The organism is Microcella sp. (assembly GCF_025808395.1).
Classification (GTDB): Bacteria; Actinomycetota; Actinomycetes; order Actinomycetales; family Microbacteriaceae; genus Microcella.
The window spans coordinates 1,233,987-1,259,956 of record NZ_CP075524.1; the positions used below are offsets into that span (position 1 = coordinate 1,233,987).

The 25,970-nt window shown below is 65.5% G+C and carries 16 protein-coding genes and 1 pseudogene; 6 read left to right on the forward strand and 11 right to left on the reverse strand.

Features of this window, described 5'->3' with window-relative positions; all coding sequences use genetic code 11:
* Positions 1–137: 137 nt before the first annotated feature.
* The 4 genes and pseudogenes from KIT89_RS06145 to KIT89_RS06160 all read left to right on the forward strand — a co-directional run bounded on the left by KIT89_RS06145 (position 138) and on the right by KIT89_RS06160 (position 8,765).
* Positions 138–2,234, forward strand: a complete 2,097-nt coding sequence (locus KIT89_RS06145) for a UvrD-helicase domain-containing protein (protein WP_297603739.1) — start codon at positions 138–140, stop codon at positions 2,232–2,234.
* Positions 2,235–2,300: 66 nt separating this feature from the next.
* Positions 2,301–6,317: a hypothetical protein gene (locus KIT89_RS06150; protein WP_297603740.1), complete on the forward strand. Its 4,017-nt coding sequence runs from the start codon at positions 2,301–2,303 to the stop codon at positions 6,315–6,317.
* Positions 6,318–6,390: 73 nt separating this feature from the next.
* Positions 6,391–7,571: pseudogene (locus KIT89_RS06155) on the forward strand (IS3 family transposase).
* Positions 7,572–7,778: 207 nt separating this feature from the next.
* A complete protein-coding gene (locus KIT89_RS06160) occupies positions 7,779–8,765 on the forward strand; it encodes a hypothetical protein (protein ID WP_297603741.1) in 987 nt (328 codons plus the stop codon).
* A 22-nt stretch (positions 8,766–8,787) separates the two neighbouring features.
* Here KIT89_RS06160 and KIT89_RS06165 read toward each other — a convergent pair whose 3' ends face one another.
* The 4 genes from KIT89_RS06165 to KIT89_RS06180 all read right to left on the reverse strand — a co-directional run bounded on the left by KIT89_RS06165 (position 8,788) and on the right by KIT89_RS06180 (position 14,357).
* A complete protein-coding gene (locus KIT89_RS06165) occupies positions 8,788–9,804 on the reverse strand; it encodes an adenylosuccinate synthetase (protein WP_297603742.1) in 1,017 nt (338 codons plus the stop codon).
* A complete protein-coding gene (locus KIT89_RS06170) occupies positions 9,795–11,828 on the reverse strand; it encodes a ribonuclease H-like domain-containing protein (protein ID WP_297603743.1) in 2,034 nt (677 codons plus the stop codon). The genes KIT89_RS06165 and KIT89_RS06170 overlap by 10 nt, the downstream gene beginning before the upstream one ends.
* A 288-nt stretch (positions 11,829–12,116) precedes the next feature.
* Complete coding sequence (gatB, locus tag KIT89_RS06175) at positions 12,117–13,631, reverse strand: Asp-tRNA(Asn)/Glu-tRNA(Gln) amidotransferase subunit GatB (RefSeq protein WP_297603744.1); 1,515 nt, start codon at positions 13,629–13,631, stop codon at positions 12,117–12,119.
* 51 nt (positions 13,632–13,682) lie between these two features.
* A complete protein-coding gene (locus KIT89_RS06180) occupies positions 13,683–14,357 on the reverse strand; it encodes a DUF6498-containing protein (RefSeq protein WP_297603745.1) in 675 nt (224 codons plus the stop codon).
* Positions 14,358–14,596: 239 nt separating this feature from the next.
* Between KIT89_RS06180 and KIT89_RS06185 the strand changes: the two genes are divergently transcribed.
* Positions 14,597–16,090 carry an HNH endonuclease signature motif containing protein gene (locus KIT89_RS06185; protein WP_297603746.1) on the forward strand — a complete coding sequence of 498 codons (1,494 nt, stop codon included), beginning with the start codon at positions 14,597–14,599 and terminating at the stop codon, positions 16,088–16,090.
* A gap of 143 nt (positions 16,091–16,233) precedes the next feature.
* Here the strand turns inward: KIT89_RS06185 and gatA are convergent, their stop codons facing one another.
* Positions 16,234–17,697, reverse strand: coding sequence for an Asp-tRNA(Asn)/Glu-tRNA(Gln) amidotransferase subunit GatA (gene gatA / locus KIT89_RS06190; protein WP_297603926.1), 1,464 nt, complete (start codon positions 17,695–17,697; stop codon positions 16,234–16,236).
* Between the two features lie 155 nt (positions 17,698–17,852).
* Positions 17,853–18,152: an Asp-tRNA(Asn)/Glu-tRNA(Gln) amidotransferase subunit GatC gene (gatC, locus tag KIT89_RS06195; RefSeq protein ID WP_297603747.1), complete on the reverse strand. Its 300-nt coding sequence runs from the start codon at positions 18,150–18,152 to the stop codon at positions 17,853–17,855.
* Positions 18,153–18,257: 105 nt separating this feature from the next.
* Here gatC and KIT89_RS06200 point away from each other — a divergent pair, with 105 nt between their 5' ends.
* Positions 18,258–18,809 carry an META domain-containing protein gene (locus KIT89_RS06200; RefSeq protein ID WP_297603748.1) on the forward strand — a complete coding sequence of 184 codons (552 nt, stop codon included), beginning with the start codon at positions 18,258–18,260 and terminating at the stop codon, positions 18,807–18,809.
* A gap of 74 nt (positions 18,810–18,883) precedes the next feature.
* On the opposite strand, the gene KIT89_RS06205 is transcribed toward KIT89_RS06200, so the two are convergent.
* The 5 genes from KIT89_RS06205 to KIT89_RS06225 all read right to left on the reverse strand — a co-directional run bounded on the left by KIT89_RS06205 (position 18,884) and on the right by KIT89_RS06225 (position 25,961).
* The gene (locus KIT89_RS06205) at positions 18,884–19,324 is read right to left on the reverse strand and encodes a hypothetical protein (protein ID WP_297603749.1); all 441 of its coding nucleotides are present in this window, start codon (positions 19,322–19,324) and stop codon (positions 18,884–18,886) included.
* Positions 19,325–19,427: 103 nt separating this feature from the next.
* Positions 19,428–20,699 (reverse strand): alpha/beta hydrolase, encoded by a 1,272-nt coding sequence (locus tag KIT89_RS06210; RefSeq protein ID WP_297603750.1) that lies wholly within the window; start codon positions 20,697–20,699, stop codon positions 19,428–19,430.
* A gap of 228 nt (positions 20,700–20,927) precedes the next feature.
* Positions 20,928–23,231 (reverse strand): NAD-dependent DNA ligase LigA, encoded by a 2,304-nt coding sequence (gene ligA / locus KIT89_RS06215; RefSeq protein WP_297603751.1) that lies wholly within the window; start codon positions 23,229–23,231, stop codon positions 20,928–20,930.
* A gap of 100 nt (positions 23,232–23,331) precedes the next feature.
* The gene (locus KIT89_RS06220) at positions 23,332–24,663 is read right to left on the reverse strand and encodes a D-arabinono-1,4-lactone oxidase (protein ID WP_297603752.1); all 1,332 of its coding nucleotides are present in this window, start codon (positions 24,661–24,663) and stop codon (positions 23,332–23,334) included.
* Entirely contained in the window at positions 24,660–25,961 is a 1,302-nt protein-coding gene (locus KIT89_RS06225; protein ID WP_297603753.1) for an alanine racemase, read from the reverse strand. Before KIT89_RS06225 ends, KIT89_RS06220 begins: the two co-directional genes overlap by 4 nt.
* Between the last annotated feature and the right edge of the window lie 9 nt (positions 25,962–25,970).

Consider the following 25,970-nt stretch of genomic DNA (forward strand, 5'->3'; position numbering starts at 1 on the left):
TGCACGTTGGCGTGTTGTGCACGTCGCCTTGCCGGCCCCGTGCAGGTGCCCCCGGTCAGGGGGTGTCGCGCGCGCCGACCGCCCGACAGACTGGAGGGAGGCTCGACTTCTCTGCGGGCCGCAGCCGGGGGGGCGGCATGAGCGAGGCGGGCAGGTCGGCGGGCGTCGAAGCCGCGCGCCTTGTCGCGCTCGCTGACGCCTTCGACGAGCGGGCCGCTCTTGCGCGAGCTGAAGCCGAACGCTGGATGATCGGCCACCGCACCGAGCGACAAGTGGCCGGCACGCTCGCACCGCTGACCGCGTGCGGCTACACCTTCTTGCACGACCGCGGCTGGCCCGGCGCCAAGCGCGGCAGCCGCGCCCAGATCGACCACGTGCTCGTCGGACCGGGGGGCGTCTTCGTCGTCGACACGAAGGGCTGGCGCGACGTGACCGTGTCGGGAGGCCGCATCTTCCGCGGGCAGGCCGACGTCACCGACGACCTCGCCGGGCTCGCCGACGTGGGCGTGAGCACCGAGGCGGCGCTCGTCGAGCTGGGGCTCGCTCCGGGTGAGGTGCGCGTGGTCGTGGTGCTCGCGGGATCCGCCATGGACCCGGTGCCGCTCGCGAGCCTGGGCGGCCTGGTGGTGGTCGGCGAGCGGAGGGCATCCGCGTTCATCAACGGGTTCGGCCGGCGCCTGACCGATCGCCAGCTCGGGGTCGTGCTGGGGGCCGTCAACACGCACTTTCCGGTGCTCGGCGACGAGCCGGCGCCGCTCGATCTGAGTGTTCCCGAGCCGGTGCTCGACGAGCCCGCGCTGCTGACCGTCGACGAGGTGGCCGACACGTTTTTGGCCGGGATGCTCGCCGCCCCGATCGAGGAATGGATGGCGTTTCTGCACCCCGAGCAGGCGAAGCTCGTGCGGCGCAGCTTTTCGGGCCCGGCGCGCATTCGTGGTGCGGCGGGCACCGGCAAGACGGTCGTCGGGCTGCATCGGGCGGCGTACCTGGCGCGAGCATCCACGGGGCGCATCATCGTGACGACCTTCGTGAAGACGCTGCCGGCGGTGCTCGGCACGCTGCTGCACCGGCTCGCGCCCGAGACGGTCGACCGCGTCGAATTCACGGGCGTGCACGCGTTCGCGATGCGGGTGCTGCGCGAGCGCGGGCAGCGAGTGTCGCTCGATCTTGGGCAGGCGACGCAGGCGTTCAACGTTGCGTGGGGCACGGTTGGGCGGCGCGGGCCGTTGTTTGCGATCGACCAGAACCACCAGTACTGGCGCGACGAGATCGCGAAGGTCATCAAGGGCCGCGGGCTGACGACGTTCGAGCAGTACGCCGACCTGCCGCGCGCCGGTCGTCGTCGCCCGCTGCGGGTCGAGCAGCGGCGGGCCGTGTGGGAGCTGTTTCAGGCCTACGAGGCGGCGCTGCGCGAGCGCGGGCTCGTCGACTTCGAAGACCTGGTGCTGCGCGCCGAAGCCTCGCTGCGCCAGACCCCGATGACCGGTGTCGACCACGTCATCATCGACGAGGCGCAAGACCTCTCGTGCGCGATGCTGCGCATGCTGCACGCGATCGTCGGCGACCGCCCCGACGGCCTGACGCTCATCGGCGACGGCCAGCAGACCATCTATCCGGGCGGCTACTCGCTCGCCGAGGCGGGCATCTCGGTCGCCGGCCGCGGAGTCGTGCTCTCGACCAACTACCGCAACACCCGCGAGATCGCGGCCTTCGCTTCTTCTGTGGTTGAGGGCGACGAGTTCGTCGACATCGAGGGTGGTCCGGGACGGGCGGATGCTGCGCTCGACGTTCCGCGAACGGGGCCGTCGCCCGTGCTCGCGTCGTTCTCGTCTGTGGCATCGCACGACGTGGCGCTCGTGTCGCAGGTGCGCTCGCTGGTCGCGTCAGGCATCGACCCCGGCGACATCGGCGTGCTGACGGCGACGAATCGGGATGCTCTCGCCATGGTCACCGCGCTGCGCGCCGCCGGGTTCGACGTGATCGAGCTCGAGAGCTATGCGGGCCTCAGCGCCCCGTCGATCAAAGTCGGAACGATCAAGCGCGCCAAAGGCCTCGAGTTCAAGCAGGTGCTACTGGCGCGGGTCGATGGGTCGCTGCTCTCCCCTGCCGCCTCGGGCCTCGACGAGGGCGCGCTCGAACGCCGCGAGATCGAGCGACGAGAGTTGTACGTCGGCATGACCCGCGCACGCGATGGGTTGTGGGTTGGGTCGATTCAATTCGCGGGGTCAAAGTGACCGACCCCGTCGTGCGCAACGGAGGCACAATTGAGGGGAATAGCCACGCGGGAAGGAACGTCAGCAATGTTCTCACTGGAACGAGTGTTGACGAGCGAGCCGCCGGGTGAACACCAGTTCCGAGACTCGAATGCCAACACCTATCGCGTGCCCCTGGACGTGGTTTCGGATCACCAACTCGTTTTAGTTGTCGGTGACCCCGGCGGAGGGAAGACGTACTTGGTGGACACCCTCTGCAAACAGGTGGAGTCTCGGGGAACAGCGGTCAAGAAGTTGAACCTCATGGGCACTTCTGAGGCAGTCATTCTGAACACACGTATGGAACTCGACAACTTACCCGGCGCTGGTGGTGTCTTGTTCCTTGACGGTCTAGATGAGTCGCGTGCGGCTATCGCTTCGCTCGTTGCGGATGTTGGACTCTTGATAGAAAGTGCACAGAGAGTCGGCGTCCGGGTTGTCGCAACCTGCCGGAGCGCTGAAATCAACGATTCCATACGGCACCTATTCGATGTGCCAACGAGCGACAGTCATCCCGATTCCGCTACTGGGCGAGTCTTCTACCTGGCTCCGCTTGCGCGAACTGATGTAGAGGTAGCTTGCAGAGCTGCCAATATCGATGCACAGAGATTCCTGGTTGAAACGGACATTGCGGGCGCGCAGGGGCTGGCTTCGAATCCCTTCACGCTGGAGTTGCTAATTCAACACTTCCAGAGGTTGGGCACTCTCGCCGTGGATCGTTCCACGCTCTACGAGTCGACGATCACAAGCCTCCTTCAGCGCATGAAACCACCGCGTGCGCTTGCAATACGTCGACCGATAGTGCCGGATGAAGCTCGGCGAGACTTCGCTGGTCAACTCGCCCTGACACTCGTTCTGTCTCGATCACGCACGGTCACTATCGAAATTGGAGAGGGCCGGGCTGCTCTTCATGGGCGATACCCGGTGAGCGATCCGCACGGCAAGTACACATCGTCAGAGTGGCAAATCGCCATGGAGGATGTGCTCGACAGCGGACTGCTTGTTCGAGTTACCCACAATGAGCTAGCGTTCGCCCACCGATCACTTCTTGACTACCTGGCAGCACATCAACTGACGAGACTTCAAATCCATGTTGGTCTGGAACGCCGGTTGTTGACTTTGCCCGGCATAACGGATCTCCTGCCACTAGAGCTCTTCCCGATTGCCCGCTGGCTTATCACAATGAGCCCGAGGTTCGATTGGGTTGCTACGCTCGAGCCATTGCGACTTGTTCAGGCACGTGGGCAGGATGAGGTTGCTCGACTGCGGCCGGTCTTGATCGAGTCCCTACTGCGAGATGCGCTTCGCTGGGAGTATTCAGCCCCGTACGGCACCTCCTTCAGCGGACTTGACTGCCCCTCACTGTGCGATCTCGTCCGCGCGGCACTAACTCATGGTTCGGACGCGCAGCGCTCCATCGCACTCAGAATTCTTGCGGACAACCCAGAACGCGCCCTAGCTCCTGATGCGCTGGCGCTTGCCAAAGACCCCGAGGTTGACGGTCATGTGAGACAACTTGCCATTGATGCGCTCGTGGCTCTCGAAGCTCGCGATTCCCTTGCAGTCATCGCGGAAGGGCTCCTTCATGACTCCCTCCAGGTGGGAGAAGGCACACTTGGCGCTGCATTAAGTGCATGCTGGCCAATTGTTCTCAGCACCAGCGACCTGCTGTGTCTACTTGTGCCGCCTCGCGAAAATATGTTTGGCAGGTACAAGCACTTCTTGTTTGAAATGGTCGACCGTTCCAGCCCACAGGATCTCCTCGAAATCTCGCGCTGGGCTGCGGCGATGACGCTTCGGGATGCGCCCTCGAGAAATCGCGGATCACATAGACGCTCTTGGTCCCAGCGGATTCTGTCGGACGCCTTAGAGCGGCTCGAACAGCCGGCCGCTCTTGAGTTCGATGAAGACGAGACTGCGCTGATGCTCTTGGCAATGCAGGATGCAGAAAAGCCAGTAGAACTCGGCCTGAAGCGTCTAGCACCAGAGAATCGTCAGTCGATTGTGCTCAAGTCAATTCAACTGGGTTTCGACTCTGGCGTTGACTGGTACGATCTGCTGGGCCTCGTGGAAGACGGCGTGAACCTCGTGAACGAGTTGGACTTCGCTCTTCTGATGGTTCTGGCAACGGGCGATTCTCCCGAGTTTGCTGATATAGCGACTCGCGTTTTCGACCCTACTTTGGCCGAACATCGTGATGCCCTAGAGAGATTCGCAGGGACCGCACTCGGTCAGTCTCTACAAGCAAGACTTGAAGGCGCGAACTCAGCCAAACGAGTAGAAACCTGGTCAGCGCGTCGTCGTCGAGCTGGCGCTAGACCCGAGCAACCTCCGGCGAAGATGGACATGATTGACCGTCTGCGAATGGAGCTTTCTGAAGCCTCAAACGATCTCCGTAGGTTTTGGCTTCCGTACTTCGTGCTAACGGCGGACGTACAGTCAGGACGCTTTCGAGACATGTCCGGTGAGAACTACACAGAATTCGACTTCTACGAAGAACTCCCCCTTCTAGACAAGGTACGTCTGCGCAAGCTGGCAGAGCATTTCCTTAGACATGTTTCGCTCGAGGTGTTGCCACCGCACGAGGATCAGGGCAGCCATTCTCGCATTCACCACGCGGCCTACCAGATTCTGTACGTGGCGTTCGTCGGCAAATGGTCTGTCCTAGACGAGGTCACAGACGCCGGGTGGGGCTCGCTGGTTGATTCGGTCATTCGGTTTCCAGTCCATTTCGTGAATGGACCCCGGGATAGTGAAACCAAAGAATTGCTACTCGCATCACTACTCAAACGCGTTCCCGAAGCATTCCTTGCGCGCGTGCGAGTCTTCGTGGACTTGACAGTCTCTGATCCGAGCAAGCCGGTTGGCTTGAGGGAGGTTGCGCGGCTTCCCGATTCCCGGATAGCCGACGAGTTGATCCGAGTACTCGATGCGCTGTCGGGTCATGAACGAACAGAAGTCGTGAGCGCGTTGGTGACAGCAAGGCCCCAGTCTGAATTCGCCGACAACCTACTTCGAACCGCACCTGCAGAGGACGTCAGCGCCGCGCTTTCCGCTTATCTCTCACGCGACTCAAGAGACGGAACAACCAAGTTGCTTGAGGTCATCGAGGCGAGGCCGGAGCTCTCGGCGGAGCTGCTCCGGGGGATCGCACAAGGCGAGCGCTTTGAACGGCGCTTATTGGGAAACGTCAGCCAGATGATTGCCCTCTACCGCGCGGTGTTCCTCACCTTTCCACCAACGGATGATCCTGCTCAAGGTCCCGGGGCCTACACCGTCACCCCGCGGCACGACGTTGCATCACTTAGACGCCAGCTCCTCGAAGCGGTCTTGGCGATAGGAACGACGGAGTCCTACGCAGCCGTGCTGCGGTTGTCACAAGACGAGCCAAGCATGATCGATCCTTGGGAGCTTCACAGGGCAGCCGAGGCCTTGAAGTCCAATGGATGGCCGGGCACCGAACCTCACGTCCTACAAAGCATCCTTGTTGAGGGCCAGAAGGGGCTGATCGCCAGAAACCCTGATGAGTTGCTCCACAGCGTCATCGAAACGCTGACGAGTATCTGCGAGGACCTCGGGCCACCACGCCGGCTTGGTCGATATCTCTGGGCCGGCAACCGCCCACGGTCGGAGTCGGATATCTCAGACTGGTACGCACACGAGCTCCATTCCCGCCTTGCTGGTGCGTTTATCGATCGCGAAGTCCAGGTCAGCGGAAAACCTCGAGGATCAATCGGGGATCGCGCTGACATTCAGGTGGCCGCAACGGGTCCTGGATCCGAGGGATATGCGGTCTTGATTGAAGTCAAGGGGAGCTGGAACGACGAGGTGTTTACCGCAATCGATGAACAGCTTCTTGCCCGGTACCTAGTCTCTCGTGAGCTAACCCACGGTGTTCTCTTGGTGGCCTGGTTCAATCCAGAATCTACAGATTGGGCTCGCCCGCCGGCCAAAGCGGAACGCCTCACGCCTGCCGAACTGGCTACCGAACTAGGGAGGCAAGCGGAACTGGTCGAGCCACCGCGTCGCGTGGCGGCAGTTGTACACGAGGTTCCCAAGGAATAAGTTCGGGCGTGAGGAAGGAATCGGTGACAACTGATCGTTAGTGCCGGGTGGCGCTGACGGGGAGGATGTCATCATGCCCAGTCCCTATCCCAGAGAGTTCCGCGAGGATGTCGTCGCGGTCGCCCGACGCCGCGAGAGCGGCGTCACGCTCAAACAGATCGCCACTGATTTCGGTATCAGCGAAGCGACGTTGCAGAACTGGTTGCGCCAAGCCGACATTGAAGAAGGCAACCGCCCCGGTCAAACGGCCGACGAGGCAAGCGAGGTGCGAGAGTTGCGTCGCCGGAACCGTCTCCTCGAGCAGGAGAACGAGGTTCTGCGGAAGGCTGCGGCGTATCTGTCGCAGGCGAATCTGAAACTCGGTGGCTCCCCAAAATGATCTACCCGCTCGTTGCTGAGCTCGCCGAAGCGGGGATCCCCGTGACGGTGTCGTGCCGGGTCTTGAAGCTCGCCCGCCAGCCCTATTACCGGTGGCGGAAGGATCCCGTTCGCGATGCGGACCTGTTGCGCGCGTATCGGATCAATGCCCTCCACGACGCCCAAGCTGAAGACCCGACATTCGGCTATCGATATCTCGCTGACGAGGCCCGCAGGGCGGGCTGGCGGATGAGCCGGCGGACGGCGTGGAAGTTGTGTTCCCAGGCCGGGATCCTCTAGTCGGCCCAGCGACGCAGGCGCGGAAAAGGCAAGAAGGTTGGCCCGCCGGTATTCGACGATCACGTGCAACGCGTATTCCGCGCAGACGCGCCGAACCGTCTTTGGTTGACCGACATCACCGAGCACCGGACGACGACCGAGGGCAAGCTCTATTGCTGCGCAATCAAGGATGTCTTCTCGAACAAGATTGTCGGCTACTCCATCAGCGAGCGAATGACGGCGAAGCTTGCCGTCGACGCTCTCCGCAACGCCGTCGCCCGCCGCGGGGACGTCGCGGGCTGCATCCTGCATGCCGACAGGGGCAGTCAATTTCGCAGTCGAGCGATGGCAAGGGAGTTGCGCCGTCACGACATGGTCGGCTCGATGGGCGGCGTCGGCGCCGCCGGAGACAACGCCGCGATGGAGAGCTTCTGGTCGCTGCTGCAAACTAACGTCCTCAACCAGCAACGATGGGCGACGAGGCAAGAGCTGCGCCTCGCGATCGTCATCTGGATCGAACGGAAGTATCACCGGCAACGCGCCCAGGACACTCTCGGAGGGTTGACCCCGATCGAGTTCGAAGAGAAGCTAACCGAGTCGCGAGCCCTCGCGGCCTAAACCGAACCTGTCACCAGTTCGTTCCTCACGCCCGATTGCTCACAAGGTCCACGGCGTGGGTGCCCACATAACTCATTGGGGTTCGGATAGGACAAGCCGTCCGGCCCGCACTAGATTGAGGAGGTGAGTAGGATTCCACGATTCTTGAGAAACCGGAACCCGCGCGTGCGTTCGATACAGCCGCCGCCCGAGGCCCGGACGCGCGAGATGCGCCGTGAAGAGGCTCGGGTCGCCAATCGAGCTTTGGACTATGCCAATTCTGATCCATATGACGAACATTCGGGTGCAGCTCAACGATTCGAGCGAACGAGAGATCGAGATCCATTCCCCGAGATCCCGCCAGCGCTCCTGAACGCAGCAGACATCGCCGACTATGTAGCGGCGACCGGCATGATCTCACCCTTCGACCCGAACAAGTTGAAGACAGCTAGCTATGCCATCCCACTCCTTGGTAGCTGGGTCGCGGTTGACGAAAAAGGCAAGGTGCGCAGAGGCGTGATTGATAGGGGGGAGCCACTAAACATTCGTCGCAACAGCATCACCTACGTGACGACAGAACCAGTTCTAAGGTTGCCTGACTACATCGGCATGCGGCACAACCTGAAGATCAACCACATTTACAAGGGTTTGCTTGTCGGAACTGGACCGCTTATCGATCCTGGCTTCGTCGGTCGCCTGTCATTGCCGATACACAACTTGACGCAAAATGACTATGAATTTCATGGCGGTGAGGACGTTGTTTGGGTTGAGTTCACCAAGCTCAGCCCCAATCGACAGTGGGAAACGCGACCGAACGGCGATTTCCATCGAGCTGGCGCGTACCCACCATTCCCTTGGAGGCCCAGACGGGACGTCGTCGACTATGTGAATGAAGCCACCGAGCACCTGGACGTGCCTTCTTCTAGTGTGGCTCGCACCGATAGGCGATCGCGGCAAGCGGAGAAGACTGCCAAGAAGGCTCAGAAGCAGACGCGACTGCTGACTTTGGGAAGTGTGATAGCCATAATCCTGCTTACCGCCACGGTAATCGCACCCCTGATCGCAGAGATTACCTCCAGGTCAAACAAGCAGGAGGCGCGAATCGAGGAGTTAACTCAGACAATCTTGATTCTGCAAGACACAGTAGAAGATCTGCGGCTTGAGATTACAGATGCTGAGGATGAGGCGTCGAGCGAAATCAAACCTGAGCCTTAGTCCGCCTCGAGAAAGACCAACTTCACCGTGACAATATTGAACTGCGTGTCTCTAGTGATTCACGATCTATGCCTACGTAGTCGATCGTCTGACCAATTTCCCTTTCCGCGTTGCTAAGAAAAGCTCTGGCGGCCGCGATTCCGTCTACGCTCTGCATGTCGGCCACGTAGTCGAGATGGTTCAGCACGATGTGACTGGGACGGTTTGCATCGATAGCCCGCTTGACAAGTGAAGAGTCGAACTCGCCGACACGCCGCACCCGATTTGTGACTGTGGTTCTCTCGGCGGTGACTTCTCGTCCGGCTCTTGCACCGACGTCAGACCAGTCAATCTCATGACTAAGCGTTCCGCTGTTGCCCGCTACGCGAATCGGAAATGCGCGCGCCACTAGAACTACTTCGTCGACGTCGAGTGGACTGAGGCCAACCTCGGAGAGGAAACCCGCTGCAGTCGTGTCCCGACTGGTCGCGTAATCGCCTTCAAGGCCGTGCAACAGGGAGAGGCCGAACCCCTGAGTCCCTTCGACCACGACTCGTTCCCTGTTGGCCAAGCCCCGCAATAGAGGGAGCGTGTCACCCAAAAAAGGTTGGAGCGCGGGCGTGTCCCGCGCACGGAGCGTCTTGCCTTGGCGACGTACTCGCTCCGCCACGGCCGCCCCCACTCCGGAACACGTGCTCCCAATCCTTTCGCCTAGGTGTTGAGATCGTTCGGTCGCAATGTGGTCCTGCGTGACGATCACGGCTCTTGGATCGATTACTAGATTCGATGGGTTTGCGCCTACCAGTCCGATCTCGTTAAGCAGGACATCAACGTTGATGTAGCTACCGGGGGTCAAGATGCTCAAGCGTCCTTCGAGCAGGGAGGGTGTCGGCAGTTGCCGGAGCACGGTGGGAACGCCACCCTGGACGACTGTGTGTCCGCTGTTAGGTCCGCCGACTCGGACTGCAACACGCGCGCCGGTGTTTCGAGCCCACGCGAAAGCGACCTTGCCTTTGCCTTCACTCCCGTACTGCGCTCCAACAATGATGCTCACTGGCATTCGGTCACCCTCTTCCCCACGACACCCAAGACGCTTCTTCTCAAGTCTTCAAGGGTTCCGTTATTCGACAGAACCACGTGAGCAACCTGTTCCAACAGGTTCGCCTCGGATTCTGTGCTGCTCGCGTTTGCGCGCTCGAAGCTCTGCGAAAGTCGAGTTTGGCCACGCTCGCCGATTCTATCGAGGAACCTCCGACGTCGGACCAAATGGTCCGCCTCAACGTGTATGTGAAGGTAGCGCAGACCGAACTCCTCCTTGAAAGTTGCGAAATCCTCCAAGAATCGCACTCCGTCGATCACAGCTCGCTTGTGCCGCATCACTACGCGTGAGGTCTCCAACGAGAGTTCTCTCTGTCTTCCATCTGAGCGAATACGTTCCCCTGCCTCTTGTAATCGGCTGCGGTCGATCGGCTCTGAAGCCGTGAGCATCATCGAACGCACGACCGCGCTCATGCTGATCGTCAAGAAACCAGCGCTTTCCAGCATCTGAGCCACCGTTGACTTACCGGCTGCAGTGCGGCCACTCACGCCCACGACGAGCTCGACTGACGAATCGCGCTTGACCATGCTCGGGATAATCATGAAGTTCTCCTCGCGCGACCCAATCGCCTCGAACCTTCCGGCGAGGAAGAACTGTCCAGCTATCGCGCTCGACATCGCATCGACTTCGTCGTGGGTGACGGCCGACGCCTGCCAATCGCCTCCATTCAGGCCGTAGGCCGAGAGAGACCACTTGAGTTCCTCCAAGGAGACGCCCTTGCGAGGCATTCCCAGAATGTCCTGCAATGCGCCAGGGTAGCTTTCGATCACGGGCACGCCTTGCCGTCTCAAGGTCGACGCGAGAGCAATTCCCCTCGCCGTAAGCTGCTGCATGCTCTTGATGAGTGCCGGATAGGCGGAGACACCTCGCGACCACAAGACTCGTTCTGCCACCCGTACGATGCCTCTTGATCTCTCTGGATCCGAGTCAAGCACGCCCGTGCGGCCTGCGGGCAGAGAAAGAGGCGCGTCTATCGAGACGAGATCGGGTCGCGCGCCCAAGGTTCGCAGGATCAGTTCCTCATCCGAGGCGACACGTGCGGTGGTTGCTGATGCACCTTTCAGCATTGCCCAGCCTGATGGACGAGACTCACTACCGGTTAGGTCAATACCCACAACTACATAAGGTTCCTTGAGTTCAAGTTGGGGCAGCGTCACTCTCGGCGCCCCCGAGACAGCAGGCAATGTAGCAAAAGTCGATCGTCCATCTGGCCCCGAGCGCCATGCGGAATAGCTGGGTCGCGGTTCTTGACGAAGATCATGCCCAAGCAACTTTCCTGCAAGCACATCGAGAACTTGGGCGAGGTTTGCGACGTCCTGGAAGTTGTAGTGCACCAACCGTTCTAGAGAATCCGCATCGCCCCTGATGTATCGGTACCAAAGTGCAGGTGCGTCGCTGCCTGTCAGGTCTGGGAGGTCGCCGGAATCGCGGCCGATGCTGAGAGTTCGCTCTAGATCCTTCAGCCGCCCCGCCAGTCCCACTCTACGGGCCAGATACATTAAGTCTGCGTGCCCATGGGGCACGGGCAGTGACGGATAATTCGCTCGTAAGAAGCGAGCGTCGAATCGGATACCGTTAAAGGTCACAAGAAGCGGATACTCGACGAAACGCTCAGCCAGTTCCGCCAATTGCTTGGCCCCCAAAGGCCCCACAGCAACTCGAAACTGACCATTCGCGAGCGTGCCGACCAGCGTGACCTCGTGGTACGCATGACTTAGCCCCGTAGTTTCGATATCCAGAAACAGAGATCGATGCGGCAAGGCTGCCGCGACTCTCCAGTGATCGGACTTCGGTACAAGCTCACATAGACCCTTGACGTCCGCGCTTTCGAGCTTCTCCAATAAATCGCGCGCTCTATCGACGGCGAGGTGGCGCACTCCGCGCGGCAAGACATCCGCGTCCGCCACCAACTCTCGGATATCGGTGAACCCTGCAGCTTTCAGACGAGTCGACAGTGTTGGACCTAGGCCAGGCAGAAGGCTCATCTGTCTCGTCAAGCTTGAGTAGCGATCGAAGGTCACACGCTCGCGGTCTTGCGTCAATTCAAACAGTTCACCTTGGCCACCCAATGGCCCACCATCCTGTAGGTCGTTCGTCGCCTGGCGTAGCAGTGCTGGAAGCACTGTCAATACACATGCTAGGTGGCCATCGCTTAGGCACCCAAGCGGCTCGGCCAGGACTCTCGCGGGCGCCCACAAAACGAGAACCGTCGCAGCTCGCACTCAACTGTCGACCCGCTACGTGCGAGTTCGAGACTCGACGTCAAACCGTCGCTACGACTGCGCCCGCTCCAGCACCAACTCGCGCACGCGCGCCGCATCGGCCTTGCCGCCCATTGACTTCATGACGGCGCCGATCACGGCTCCGGCGGCCTGCACCTTGCCATCGCGGATCTTCTCGAGCACGTCGGGCTGCTGCGCGAGCGCCGCATCGACCGCGGCGATGAGGGCACCGTCGTCAGAGACGACCTCGAGGCCTCGGGATGCCACGACCTCGGCCGGCGTGCCCTCCCCCGCGATGACACCCTCGACCACCTGGCGAGCGAGGCGATCGTTGAGGGCACCTGACTCGACGAGCTCCACCACAGCGGCAACGTCAACTGACGAAATGAGCGACTGCGGCTCAGCATCCTGAGCATTCGCGATGCGGGCGATCTCGCCCGTCCACCACTTGCGGGCCTGCTGGGGGGCGGCTCCGGCGGCGACCGTGTCGGCGATCTCGACGAGCAGCCCCGAGTTCACCACGTCGCGGAACTCGAGGTCGGTGAAGCCCCACTGTTCTTTCAGGCGGCGTCGGCGGGCGGCCGGGGCCTCCGGGAGGGCATCCCGCAACTGCTCGATGAGCGCCGGCGACGGGACCACCGGCAGCAGGTCGGGCTCGGGAAAGTAGCGGTAGTCGTCGGCGTCGCTCTTGACCCGCCCGGGTGAGGTGGTGCCGGTGTCTTCGTGCCAGTGGCGGGTCTCTTGCTGAATCGTGCCGCCCTTGGCGAGAATCGCGGCCTGGCGCTGGATCTCGTAGCGCACCGCCCGCTCGACCGACCGGAACGAGTTGACGTTCTTCGTCTCGGTGCGCGTGCCGAGCTCTTTCTGGCCGCGGGGGCGTAGCGAGACGTTCGCGTCGCAGCGCAGGTTGCCACGCTCCATGCGGGCCTCGCTGATGCCGAGGGCGCGCACGATGTCGCGGATGGTCGACACATAGGCCTTCGCGAGCTCGGGGGCGCGGTGCTCGGCGCCGTAGATCGGCTTCGTCACGATCTCGACGAGCGGAACCCCGGCGCGGTTGTAGTCGACGAGGCTGTATTCAGCACCCTGGATGCGGCCCGTCGACCCGCCGACGTGCGTGAGCTTGCCGGCATCCTCTTCCATGTGGGCGCGCTCGATCAGAACCTGCACGAGGCTGCCGTCTTCCAGCTCGATCTCGAGGCTGCCCTCGAACGCGATCGGCTCGTCGTACTGGCTGATCTGGTAGTTCTTCGCCAGGTCGGGGTAGAAGTAGTTCTTGCGGCTGAAGGTGCTGCTCGGCGCGATCTCGCAGCCGAGCGCGAGGCCCAGAGAGATGGCGAACTGCACGGCCTGCTCGTTGACCACCGGCAGGCTGCCCGGCAGGCCGAGGCACACGGGCGTGATCGCCGTGTTCGGGTCAGTGATGTCGTTCGCGGCGAGGGCCGGGTTCGGCGCGTCTGAGAACATCTTCGTCTTCGTGCTGAGCTCGACGTGCACCTCGAAGCCGAGCACGGGCTCGAAAAGTTCGAGAGCCTGGTCGAAGTCCATGAGATCTGCGCGCGCCATGGGGTCAATCCTACGGGCGAGTGGATGCTGCGCCCGCGCCGCGCGTCGACCTCAGGGGCGCGGCTCTGCAGGCTGCGCCGCGCGGCTTCGGTGGCGCGCGATGGCGGCGGAGATCATCCACCCCACCACATCGACCACCGCGTGCAGCGCTATCAACAGAACCGCCGCAGCCGGCCCCCACTGCAGTTCGACGATGAGAATAATGCCCAGAATGATGCCGACGTGCAGCACGATGATGCGCGGGTAGGCGCTGAACATGAGCATGGTGCCGCGCAGCTGCGGCATCGGGCCCAGGCGGGCGGCGAGCACTTGCACGGTGCCGCCGATGATCCACACGAGCAGGGCGCCCCACCACAGAAACGCAGACTCAGGGGCGAGGCCGGGCGGCAGCATCACGCCGCCCACCAGCAGCAGCACGAAGATGCCGTGCACGAACGTGAACCCGCCGTAGTGCATGACGAAGAAGCCCGCGAGCTTCACGCCCGCGCCCGGACCATAGACGGGCTGCCCATTGATCGAGAGGCCCTTCACGACGCTCGGGTCATCGCCGCCGGGGGCTTTCGCCGAGCGCAGCAGCTTGATGAACATCGCGATGCCGAGGCTCACATTCTCGAGCCAATAGAGCAGCACGATCTCGCGCCAATCCCAGCCGAGCAGCAGCACACCCACGAGCGGCAGTGCGATGAACGCGACCAACATCAGGAAGCGGGTGAGGGTGGGCGTCATGGTCGTAGATTCTTGCAGGCTCGGGATGCTCGCGGGGGGTCGTGCGCGGGTGCTGGGTGTGGCGGCTTGGGTGCGTGGGTGATCGCGGGTCGGGGGTGCGTTGTTGCGGGGTGCGTGTGTGCGTCCTCGCGGCTCGCCCTGGCCGGCGCGACTCCTCCACAGGGCGCGGGCTCGAGTTCTTATCCACGAGTTCTGCTCAACATATGTACATGCGTTCTAGTGTGCGAGAGAATTGCAGCATGCCTTCTTCGAACACACTGACGACTCCCCGTGAGGGCGTTCAGTGTGCCGTCGAGGGCGCAGTCGGGTCAGACCAGCGCGCGGCGTTCTCGGTGCCGGCACTCGAGTTGCTCGCGCGTGAGTCGATCGAGAGCTTGAGCGATGACGCGCTCATGGCGTTGCAGTCAGAGCTGGCCGAGTTGCGGCGGCGAACCGATGCGAACCTCGCGCTGCTCGCCGATGACATCGCGCGGCGCTCTCACTACGAGCTCGGCCACTCGGGGCTCGCGCAGCGGCTGGGCAGTCGCACGCCTGAGAACCTCGTGCAACGCCTCACCGGAACCAGCGGCCGCGACGCCGCCGCCCTCGTGCGCGTGGGGTCGATGATGGCCGGTCGTGCTGCGTCGGGTGCGGCCGGCGGTGGTGATGCAGATTCTGAGTCGGCTGGTGGCGACCCGAGCAGTGCTGGCACGTCGGCCAGCGCCTCGCCGTGGTTGCGCGACGTGGTCGACGCAGTGAGCACGTCTCTGCTCAGCGTCGAGGCTGCCGACGTGATCGGTCGAGGGTTGGGGCGGCCCGATGACCTCATCACGGTCGCGCAGCTCGCTGAGGCCGCGACTGCCCTCGTCGCCGAAGCGTCAGTGCTCACGATCGAGCAGCTCGCGGTGCGGGCCCGGCAGGCTCGAGCGCTGCTCGACCTCGAGGCCGAGCCGTCACGCATCGCCGAGCGCGAGCAGACCTTGCGGGCCCGGCGCTTTCTGCGGCTCAGCCGCCAAGACGACGGCATGACGCGCCTCAACGCCCTCCTCGACCCTGCGTCTGCAGCCCTTGTGCGCGACGCCGTCGACGCCGCCACCTCGCCCCGTCGCGGCGGCCCGCGCTTCGTCGATGCTGGCGAGCGAGACCGTGCCGAACGGATGCTGCACGACAGCCGCACCACCGACCAACTCGCACTCGACGCCGTCGTCGAACTCATCCGACTCGGTGGCGCCGTCGCCCCGAGCGCGGTGATCGGCGTGCGCGCGCCTGCCGTGCAGGTCATCGTGGCCGAGCGCGACCTTCGCTCAGGCCATGGCCTGGCGCGATTCGAAGGGCAGAGCGAGCCGGTGAGTGTCGCCACGGCCGCGTCGCACGCTTGCGCGTCCGGGGTCGTCCCGATCGTGATTGACGACTCCGGCAACGTGCTCGCACTCGGCCGCCAGACTCGGCTGTTCACCCGACGCCAGCGCATCGCCCTCGCCGCACGAGACGGCGGATGCCGGTTTCCCGGGTGCGAACGACCACCCTCATGGGCGGAGGCGCACCACATCATTCCCTGGAGCGAAGGCGGAGCGACCGACGTCAGCAACGCCGTGCTGCTCTGCCGACATCACCACCTGCTGCTGCACAACAACCAGTGGCAGCTCACCCGAATCGACGGCGCACTGCACGTAGTTCCGCCACCCGACATCGACGCCGAGCAGCGACCGATACCTGCGCCCAGCAAGAGCCCCACACTCGCACGAGCGGGGTGAAGCGCGCGCGGCGAAACATGGCCGTGCGCGGGGAGGGCGGGATGCGGGCTGGGCTAGGCGCGGGCTGGGCGAGACGCGCGCGGCGAAACATGGCCGTGCGGGGTGCGAGGTGCGAGCTTCGAGGTGCTGGCTGGCTCTTGTCTCTACCCGAGCGACGGCGCCTGCGCCCAGAGCGGCCCGCCCCACTGCTGCTCGAGCAGAGCCTCGATGCCCGCACCCGCCTCATACAGCCGCGCGTCCTCACGCGCGGGCGCCATGAGCTGCAGGCCCACCGGCAGACCATCCTCCGGAGCGAGCCCCATCGGCAGACCCATGCCCGGCACACCCGCCAAGTTCGCCGGAATCGTCGTCACATCGTTCAAATACATCGCCAGCGGGTCAGCCATCTTCTCGCCGAACCTGAACGCCGTCGTCGGCGCACTCGGCGACACCAGAATGTCTGCCTGCTCGAAGCACGACGCGAAATCGCGCTGAATGAGCGTGCGCACCTTCTGCGCGCTGCCGTAGTACGCGTCGTAGTAGCCGGCGCTCAGCGCATACGTGCCCAAGATGATGCGTCGCTTCACCTCGGGCCCGAACCCTGCCTCGCGAGTCGCACCCATGACGTCTTCGACCGTTCCCGACACATCGGCGCGCATACCGAAGCGCACCGAATCGAACTTCGCCAGGTTGCTCGACGCCTCCGCCGGAAGAATCAGGTAGTACGCCGCGATCGCATACTCGAAGTTCGGCGCCGACACCTCGACGATCTCGGCACCCGCATTCGCGAGCAGATCGAGCGTCTCGGTGAAGCGCTGCTTGACGCCCGCCTGGAATCCGCCGCCGTCGCCGCGCAACTGCGTCACCACGCCGACCCGCAATCCCTTCAGCGACTCACCCGACGCCCCGCGCCGCGCGGCCTCGGCCATCGACGGCCACGCGTCGGGAATGCTCGTGGCGTCGCGCGGATCATGCCCGCCGATGACGTCGTGCACGTGCGCAGCATCCAGCACCGAACGCGACACCGGCCCCACCTGGTCGAGCGACGATGCGAGCGCGATCGCGCCATAGCGACTGACGCCCCCATAGGTCGGCTTGACGCCGACCGAGCCGGTCACCGCTGCCGGCTGACGGATGCTGCCGCCGGTGTCGCTCCCGAGAGCAACAGGCGCTTCGAAAGCCGAGACCGCCGCGGCCGAGCCGCCGCCCGAACCGCCCGGAATGCGCGACAGATCCCACGGGTTCTTCGTCGGGCCGTAGGCGGAGTGCTCGGTGCTCGACCCCATGGCGAACTCGTCCATGTTGGTCTTGCCGAGCGGAATCATGCGCGCCGCGCGAAGCCGAGCGACGACGGTCGCGTCGTACGGCGGAACCCAGCCTTCGAGAATCTTCGAGCCGCTCGTGCTCGGCATGTCGAGCGTGCAGAGCACATCTTTGATCGCGATCGGCACCCCGGCGAGCGCTGGCAGGTCGTGCCCAGCCGCACGGTCGGCGTCGACCTGCGCTGCGGTGTCGAGCGCGGCGGCGTTCACGTGCAAGAAGGCGTGCACGTCACCGTCGACAGCTGCGATGCGGTTGAGGTGCGCGCGCGTGACGTCGACGCTCGAGACCTCGCCCGAGGCGAGCAGGGTCGAGAGCTGCGCGGCCGAGAGTCGCGTGAGATCAGTCGGGGCACTGGGGGTGTTGGCGCCGGGCGTGGTCGCGCCGGGCGTGGTCGCGCCGGGCGAGTTTCCGCCGGGGCCGGTCGCGTTGCGGTCGGCTGCGCTGGGGGTTGCTGCGCCGCTCACTGCTCCTCCCCCAGAATGGCGGTCACGCGAAAACGGCTGCCGTCGTGGTCGGGCGCGCCAGCCAGAGCCTGCTCGGTCGTGAGGGTCTCGCCGATCACGTCGGGGCGCATCCCACCCGTCAGCGGAATCGGGTGGCTCGTCGCCGCGACATCATCGCCCGCAACCTGCTGCACGGTGGCGACCGCGTCGACGATCGCGCCCAACTCTGAGGTCAACTGCTCGATCTCGGCATCGGTCAACGCGATGCGCGCGAGCGACGCCAGATGTGCGACGCGCTCGGGCGTGATTTCAGACATGAAGCTCCCAGTAGAGACCGACGGTGGGGGATGCTTCAGTCTACTGAGGCGCAACCCCAACGTTTCGGCCGTGCCGGTCGTCTCAGAGAGTTAAGGAGGCCCACCATGACCCACGCCCGCAGATTGACGTCGCACGCCCGAGCCGCGACGGCGCGAACCGGCGGCACGACGACGCACGCCCGCACGGCGACGGCACGCACTCGCCGAGCGACCACCGTCGTGGCCGGCATCATGCTCGTCGCCAGCACCGCGTTGCTCGGCGGCTGCGCGGGAATGATGAACGGCACGAGCGCACTGCAGGGCGAATGGGTGCTCGAGAGCGGCAGTGATGCCGAGGGCACGTTCATCGACTCGATGCGTCCGATCACTCTGGAGTTCGACGGAGACTCGGTCAGCGGCAGCGCCCCGTGCAATCAGTACACGGGGCCGATGACCCGCGGGCCCGGAGTCGACGGCACCGGGCCGATCAGCTTCGGCGGCCTCACCCGCACCGAGATGGCGTGCGGTGAACAAGAGCAGAACCTGCTCGAGAATCGTTTCTTCGCAGCGCTCGAGGGCGCCGACAGCGTGTCGGTGAGCGACGACGGCGAGCGACTCGAGCTCACCGGAGACGGAGTGTTCTTGAGCTTCGACCGCAGCGAGAAGCGCGAGGGCTAGGCGCGGCGGGGACAGGCGCGCAGAGGGGGTCGGCGCGGCGCGGCTGAGCGCGGGCGGGCTCAGCGCGGGCGGGCTCAGCGCGGGCGGCACTCGCTCTCACCGAGCAGCGTGCTCGCATTCGAGCTGACGCGCAGCACGAAGAGCTCACCGTCAGTGCTCTCGCCCTTGACCTCGATCACATCGCCGACATCGGTGCGGGTGACGCGCATGCCCTGATCGTTCCAGGCGGTCTCGACCCGATCGGCAGCAATACTCACCAGTACCGGAGCATCGCCGATGCGCAGCGCCGGATACCGCTGGCCGGCGACCCAGAGCGGAATCACGCACTCCCTCGGAGTCGGGTCGTCGAGCACCTGCCAGTCGCCGCCGATGATCGACTGGGTGGCGTCGAGCTCGGCGAGAAAGCGATCTTGGGCTTCAGCATTCGTGACGGGCGTCGCCTGCTGCACCGCGCATCCGCCCCCCGTGACCACGACGAACGCCGCGACGGCGAGCGCGAGAATGCGTCGGTGCATGGCCTCAGGGTATCCGCCGCGTCGCGCAGGCAGCCGCGCGGCGTTCGCTGCGCGAACCCGCACCGCGGCCGGAGCCGCCGTCATCCGCAGTGCCGCCCGGCGCTCAGAGCACGAGTGCGAGGGTGCGCCCGGCGTCTCGCTGCGAGCCGTCGGTGACCAGCTCGCCCTTGTCGATGCCGATGAGCGCAAGGTTGCGCATCGATTCGGTGCCGGGGCTGAAGTATTCGTTGTGCCCCGTCGAGCTCGCCAGCACGCGGTGGGTGATCACATCGACCGCACCAGCCACGCTCATGACTCTCGCCCCGTAGGCGGTCGAGCCCGGGTCGGAGCCGAAGAACGAACTGTTCGGAATCGGATCCCACACCGCTTCGCCCACGAACACGTCGCCGCGAACATTCAACTCGTGGATGCTCTGCGCGGGGCTTCCGGGTGAGCCGATCATCGCCAGCGCGTCGACGACGGTGTCTTGCTCGAGTGCGAGCAGGGCAGCGGTTGAGCCGTAAGAGTGCGCGAGCAGCGAGATGAAGGGCTGGTTCTCGCCGCGAAGGGTCTGCAGCCCATCGATGGTCGCAGCGATCGCGTCGCGCCCCTCGTAGGCAAGGTCGAGGCTGCCGACGTTGAGCAGGTGCGGGGTCTGGTAGCCGATCCAGGCGACAGTGGCGACGGTCTCGAGCGCGACGTTGGCTCCGGCCTCGGCGAGCAGCGACAACCATGACACCTGCTCGTCGTAGAGTCGCGCCGCGGTGTCGGCCCACTCGACGACGTTGCCTTCGACCGTGATGAACATGCCGGGAATCAGGTAGCTCACGTAGTCGGCCGTGTCGAGGTCGCCGAGCACGATGGCGACCTTGCCGGCGTCGTGGGTGTCGAGGGAGATGAGCGATCGTGGGGGGTTGGCCGTCGTCGGGCCCAGCGCGTCGGCGATGGAGTAGAGCATGTTGAGCCGCTGCAGGTTCTGGGCTGCGATCGCACGACCGGCGTTGAGGCCTTCGAGTTCGAGCTCTCGGATGGTCGATCGCAGTTGGCGCCGGTTGGCGTCATTGCGCACCACGTAGGGCACGCCGTCGAGGTTGCCGATCAGTTCGGGAGCTCCGAGGGTGAGGTTGCGTCGATCGCTGTCGCTCAGGCTCGCCCACCAGCCTCCGACCTGCGCAGCGGGCGGCGGTGCACTGAGCAGGTCGCGCACGATGTGGGGGTTCTGCGAGACGAAGTCGCTGACCTGTGACGATGGCACAGCGGAAAGCGCCTGCAGTTGGGCAACCCCGCTGACGCTGACGATCGACGTGCTCGGCTTGTTTTCGAGCACCGCTGTAGGCCCCGCGACCGTGGCGACGGTGAGCGAGGCGACAATGATCGTCAACGCATCGAGCAACAAGCCGTGATTCCCCTCGACGCCAAGAATCTGGAATGCCCCAGCTCTTCTCCCTCAGCGTGCTTTTATGGTAGGCGAAAAATCCCCCTCTTTGGGGGTGAACCGAAAGTTCTTTCTCAATAGACATCCAGCCGTTACACCAACGACATCAAGTGAAAGCGCTGATCAGGGGCGCGAATGCTCCCACCCGCGGGCAGGGTGCGGCGCCGCGGGATGCGCGCCTCAGTGCCCTCAGTCTGCGGGGGGCAGAGCGTCTGGGCCTTCGCTCACCAGCACGGCGAACTGCGCTGCGTCGATGATGCGCACTCCGAGCTCTTCGGCTTTCGCAAGTTTTGAGCCTGCACCCGGGCCGGCAGCGACGAAGTCGGTCTTCTTCGACACGCTCGACGCAGCTTTTCCGCCCGCGGCGATGATCGCCTCTTGGGCGCCTTCGCGCGTGAAACCCTCGAGCGAGCCCGTCGCGACGACCGTCAGACCGGCGAGCACTCCCCCGGCGGCGGCCGCAGCACCCGGCCCGGCGTGGCCCGGCGTGGCCCACTGCACTCCGGCCGCGGCCCAGCGGTCGACGATCTCGACGTGCCAGTCGACGGTGAACCATTCATGCACGGCTTCGGCGATGATCGCCCCGACGCCGTCGACGGCGGCCAACTCGTCGACGCTCGCGGCCCGGATCGCGTCGAGCGAGCCGAACCAGTCGGCGAGTGCCCGAGCAGCGACCGGCCCCACATGACGAATGTTGAGCGAGACGAGCAGGCGCCAGAGCGGTTTGGTCTTCGCCTTCTCGAGCTCGTCGAGCAGCTGCAGCGCGAGCGCGCTCGGCACGGCGACCGGGTGCCGACGGATGCCCCGCGCACGGATCTCGCTCGCGTCGAGCCCCTCCGCCTCCGGCGGGTACTGCTGCTCGATGCGCCGGAACGGTGACCGACGTTTCGCCTCGCCCTCGTCGTCGAGCTTCGGCAGGCCGGTCTCGGCGTCGCGCACGATCACTTCGATGGGCAGCAACTGCTCGAGAGTCAGGTCGAACAGGGCCGCTTCGGTGACGAGCGGAGGAGCATCCGGAATCAGGGGCTGCGTGAGCGCGGCGGCGCTGATCTCGCCGAGACCTTCGATGTCGAGGCCGCCGCGGCTGCCGATGTGCTCGACGCGTCCGCGAACCTGGGCGGGGCAGCTGCGGGCGTTGGGGCAGCGCAGGTCGATGTCGCCCTCTTTGGCCGGCCGAAGCTCGGTGCCGCACTCGGGGCAGTCGCGGGGCATGACGAATTCGCGCTCGGTGCCGTCGCGCAGTTCGACGACGGGGCCGAGCACTTCGGGGATGACGTCGCCGGCTTTGCGCAGCACGACCGTGTCGCCGATGAGCACGCCCTTGGCTTTGACGACGTCTTGGTTGTGCAAGGTGGCCTGCCGCACCTCGCTGCCGGCGACGCGCACCTTCTCCATGACGGCGAACGGCGTGGCGCGACCGGTGCGGCCGACGCTCACGACGATGTCGAGCAACGTCGTGTTCACCTGCTCGGGCGGGTACTTGTAGGCGATGGCCCAGCGCGGGGCGCGACTCGTGGCGCCGAGCTCGTCGTGCAGGGCGAGCTCGTCGACTTTGACGACGACGCCGTCGATCTCGTGCTCGACGGCGTGACGGTGCTCGCCGTGGAACGAGATGAACTCGGCGGCCGCGGCGGCGCTCTCGTGCACACGGAAGTGGCTGCTGATCGGCAGACCCCAGCGCTCGAGCCGCCCGTAGACCTCGCTCTGCGCGGTGACGGGCGGGTTCTGCCAGGCGCCGATGCCGTGCACGAGCATGCGCAGCCTGCTGAGGCGGTCGCGCATGCGCGCCAGCTGCTCGGCGTTCTTGCCCTCGGCCTTCTGGCGCAGGCTGCCGCTCGCCGCGTTGCGCGGGTTGGCGAACTCGCGCTCGCCCGCCTCGCGCTGCAGAGCGTTGAGCTCGTCGAACGCGGCCTTCGGAATGAACACTTCGCCGCGCACCTCGACGAGGTCGGGCAGCTCATCGGGGCTGCCGGCGAGCCGCTGCGGGATGCCCGCCACTTGCAGCACGTTCTGCGTGACATCTTCGCCCACGCGTCCGTCGCCGCGCGTGGCCGCCGTGACGAGCATTCCGCGCTCGTAACGCAGGTTGAGGGCGAGCCCGTCGATCTTCAACTCGCACAGCCAGTGCACGGGCCGCCCCGAATCGCGCTCGACCTTCGCAGCCCAGTCGGCGAACTCGTCAGCGCTGAAGACGTTGTCGAGGCTCAGCATGCGCTCGGCGTGCTCGACGGGGGCGAACAGGGTCGTTTCGGCGACTCCGCCGACCGTCTGGGTCGGTGAGTCTTGGCTCTGCAGCTCAGGAAAGTGGTGCTCGATGAGTTCGAGCCGCCGCACGAGGGCGTCATAGGTGGCGTCGTCGTCGAGCAGCTCGTCGCGCGAATAGTAGGCGTCGCGCAGCTCGAGAATGCGGCTCGTCAGCGACTCGACCTCGGTGCGGGCCTCATCGCGGGTCAGGGTCTCGACGTCGCGCTCGTCGACGGGTTTCTCAGGCACGCGCACAGTCTACGAGCGGCATGCGACAGCACGGGGAGGGGTGAGCGGGGACGCCCGGCAGGCGCGAGCGCGGGGGCGGGGGTCGAGCGCCAGCGACGGTCTACCGGCCGAGCACGCGGTCGAGGTAGGGGTTGGCGAAGAGGCGCTCGGGGTCGAGCCGGTCGCGCACGGCGACGAAGTCGTCGAAGCGCGGGTAGGCGGGCCGGAGGTCGTCGGCAGTGCGACTGTGCAGCTTGCCCCAGTGCGGGCGGCCGTCGTGGGCGCGCATGATCGACTCGGCGGCGGCGAGGTACTCGCGGTGATCATCCCGAATGTAGCGATGCACGGCGATGTAGCTCGATTCGCGACCGTACGCCGTCGACAGCCACACGTCGTCGGCGGCGGTCGCCCGAACCTCGACCGGAAACGTCACCCGCCACCCGCGAGCCTCGATGACGCGGTCGAGCTCGCGCATGGCGGGCGCGACGGCGTCGAGCGGCACCGAGTATTCGAGTTCGCGAAACCGCACTCGCCGCTGCGTCGCGAACACGCGGTGCGAGTAGTCGGCGACGGTGCGGTTGAAGGCGACGCCGCTCGCGAGCCGGTTGATGCCGGGCACGGTGCCGGGCGCGAGGCCGCCGATGCGGCACAGCAGGCCGTAGAGGTCGTTGCCGAGCAGCTCGTCGTCGACCCAGCGCTGCAGTCGGCGGGTGGCGGTGCGCGGCGCGTCGGCCGGCAGCCGCGTGTTGTTGCGCGTGAGCGCGAGTTTCGTGTGCGGAAACCAGTAGAACTCGACGTGGTCGGCCTGCGCTGACCGGTTCGGCCAGTCGTCGAGCACGGCATCGAGGGGCTCCGGATGCTCGTCCGCCGCGAGCACGAACGTCGGCACGGTCTGCACGGTGAGGTCGACGAGCACCCCGAGGGCGCCGAGCCCGAGGCGGGCGGCGGGCCACAGGTCGGCGTTCTCGGTCGGGCTGATGCTGAGCAGCCTGCCGTCGGCGGTCGCGAGCGTGACGGCGCGAAGTTGCGTGGCGAGGCCGCCGAAGGCGCGGCCCGTGCCGTGGGTTCCGGTGCTGACGGCGCCCGAGATCGACTGCACGTCGATGTCGCCGAGGTTCTCGAAGGCGAGGCCGTGCTCGTGCAGCAGCGCCGAGGCATCGTGCAGCTTCGTGCCGGCGGCGAGGGTGACGAGCCCCGTGCTCGAGTCGATCGCGGTGAGCCCGGCGAGGTCGGTGAGGTCGAGCTGCACTCCGGGCGCGACGGCGATGCCGGTGAACGAGTGCCCTGAGCCGATGGGCTTCACGGCGAGGCCACCGGTGCGGGCCCGCGCGATCGCGTCGGCGACCTCGTCGGCGCTCGCGGGGCGCTCGACGCGGGCGGGCGTCACCTGCTCGGTGCGGGCCCAGTTGCGCCACGGCTTCGCCGTGCCCGTGGGCGTGACGGTCTGCGTCACAAGAACACCTTCCCTTCGCCGCGATAGGTCGGCAGCTCGCCCGTCACGCGGTCGCCGTCGACGACGTGCAGGGCGTCGAGGTGCTCGCTGAGCTCTCCGGCTTTGGTGTGGCGCAGCCAGACTCGGTCGCCCACGCGCAGACCCCGCGCCGCGGCCCCGCGCAGAGGAGTCTGCACTTCGCCCGCGGCCTCGGTGCCGAGCATCCTGAGGCCTTCTGGCCACACCACCTGCGGCAGTCGGTCGGCGCCGGGCGGCCCGCTCGCGATCCAGCCGCCGCCGAGCAGCGTGGCGATGTCGTCGGCGGGGCGGCGCACGACGGGCAGCGCGAAGGCGGCGGCCGGCGCGGGAGTGAAGGCGCGGTAGGTGTCGAACAGGTGCGGGCCCATGAGTCCGCTGCCGGCGGCGAGCTCGGTGACGCTGGGGTCGGCCGAAGTCGACTCGAGCGAGCCGGTGCCGCCGCCGTTGACGAAGCGCAGAGGCGTGCCCGCGGCGTCGGCGATGTCGCGCACGGCGGCGACCGCGCGGCCGCGGCGGTCGGCGAGTTCGGTGCGTGATCGGCGTTGGATGCTGCGCACGAGCGCACCGCGCACAGGCCTGCCGGGGGGCGCGTCGCCGAGCCCCGCGATCTGCGCCTCGTAGGCCATGATGCCGACGAGCGTGAAGCCCGGCCGCTCGGTGACCGTGCGCGCGAGCGCGGCGAGCTGCTCGGGCTCGTGCAGTGGGCTGCGGCGCACGCCGATGTGGCCGAGCGGGCCGCGCCAACTGGCGTCGAGTTCGAGTGCGACGCGGATGCTCGGCCTCGCGCCCGGCGCGGTCACCGAGTCGATCAGATCGAGGTGCGCCACATCGTCGATCATGAGCGTCACGCGCGCGGCCAGCTGCTCGTCGGCGGCGAGCCGCGCGAGGGCCGCGCGATCGGTCGAGGGGTAGCCCAGCACGACGTCGTCGATGCCGTCGCCCGCGCTGCTCGGGTCGGCGCCGTCGCCCGCGCCGCGCGGGCCGGCGAGCCACAGCGCTTCGGGCAGCGTGTAGGCGAGCACCCCTGAGAATCCGGGCAGCGCGAGCACCGCGTCGAGAATGCCGCGCACGCGAATCGACTTGCTCGCCACCCTGATGGGCACTCCCCCGGCGCGACGCAGCAGGTCGGTAGCGTTGAACGCGAGCGCACCGCGGTCGATGACCCCGAGCGGCGGGTCGAGGTGCGCGGTCGCAGTGGTGTGGCGTGGCCAGTAGTCGGCAGGGTTCGCACCCGGGCGCTCGGCCGGCACATCGTGCAGGCGCAAGAGGTCGGCGGTCACGGCGCCAGT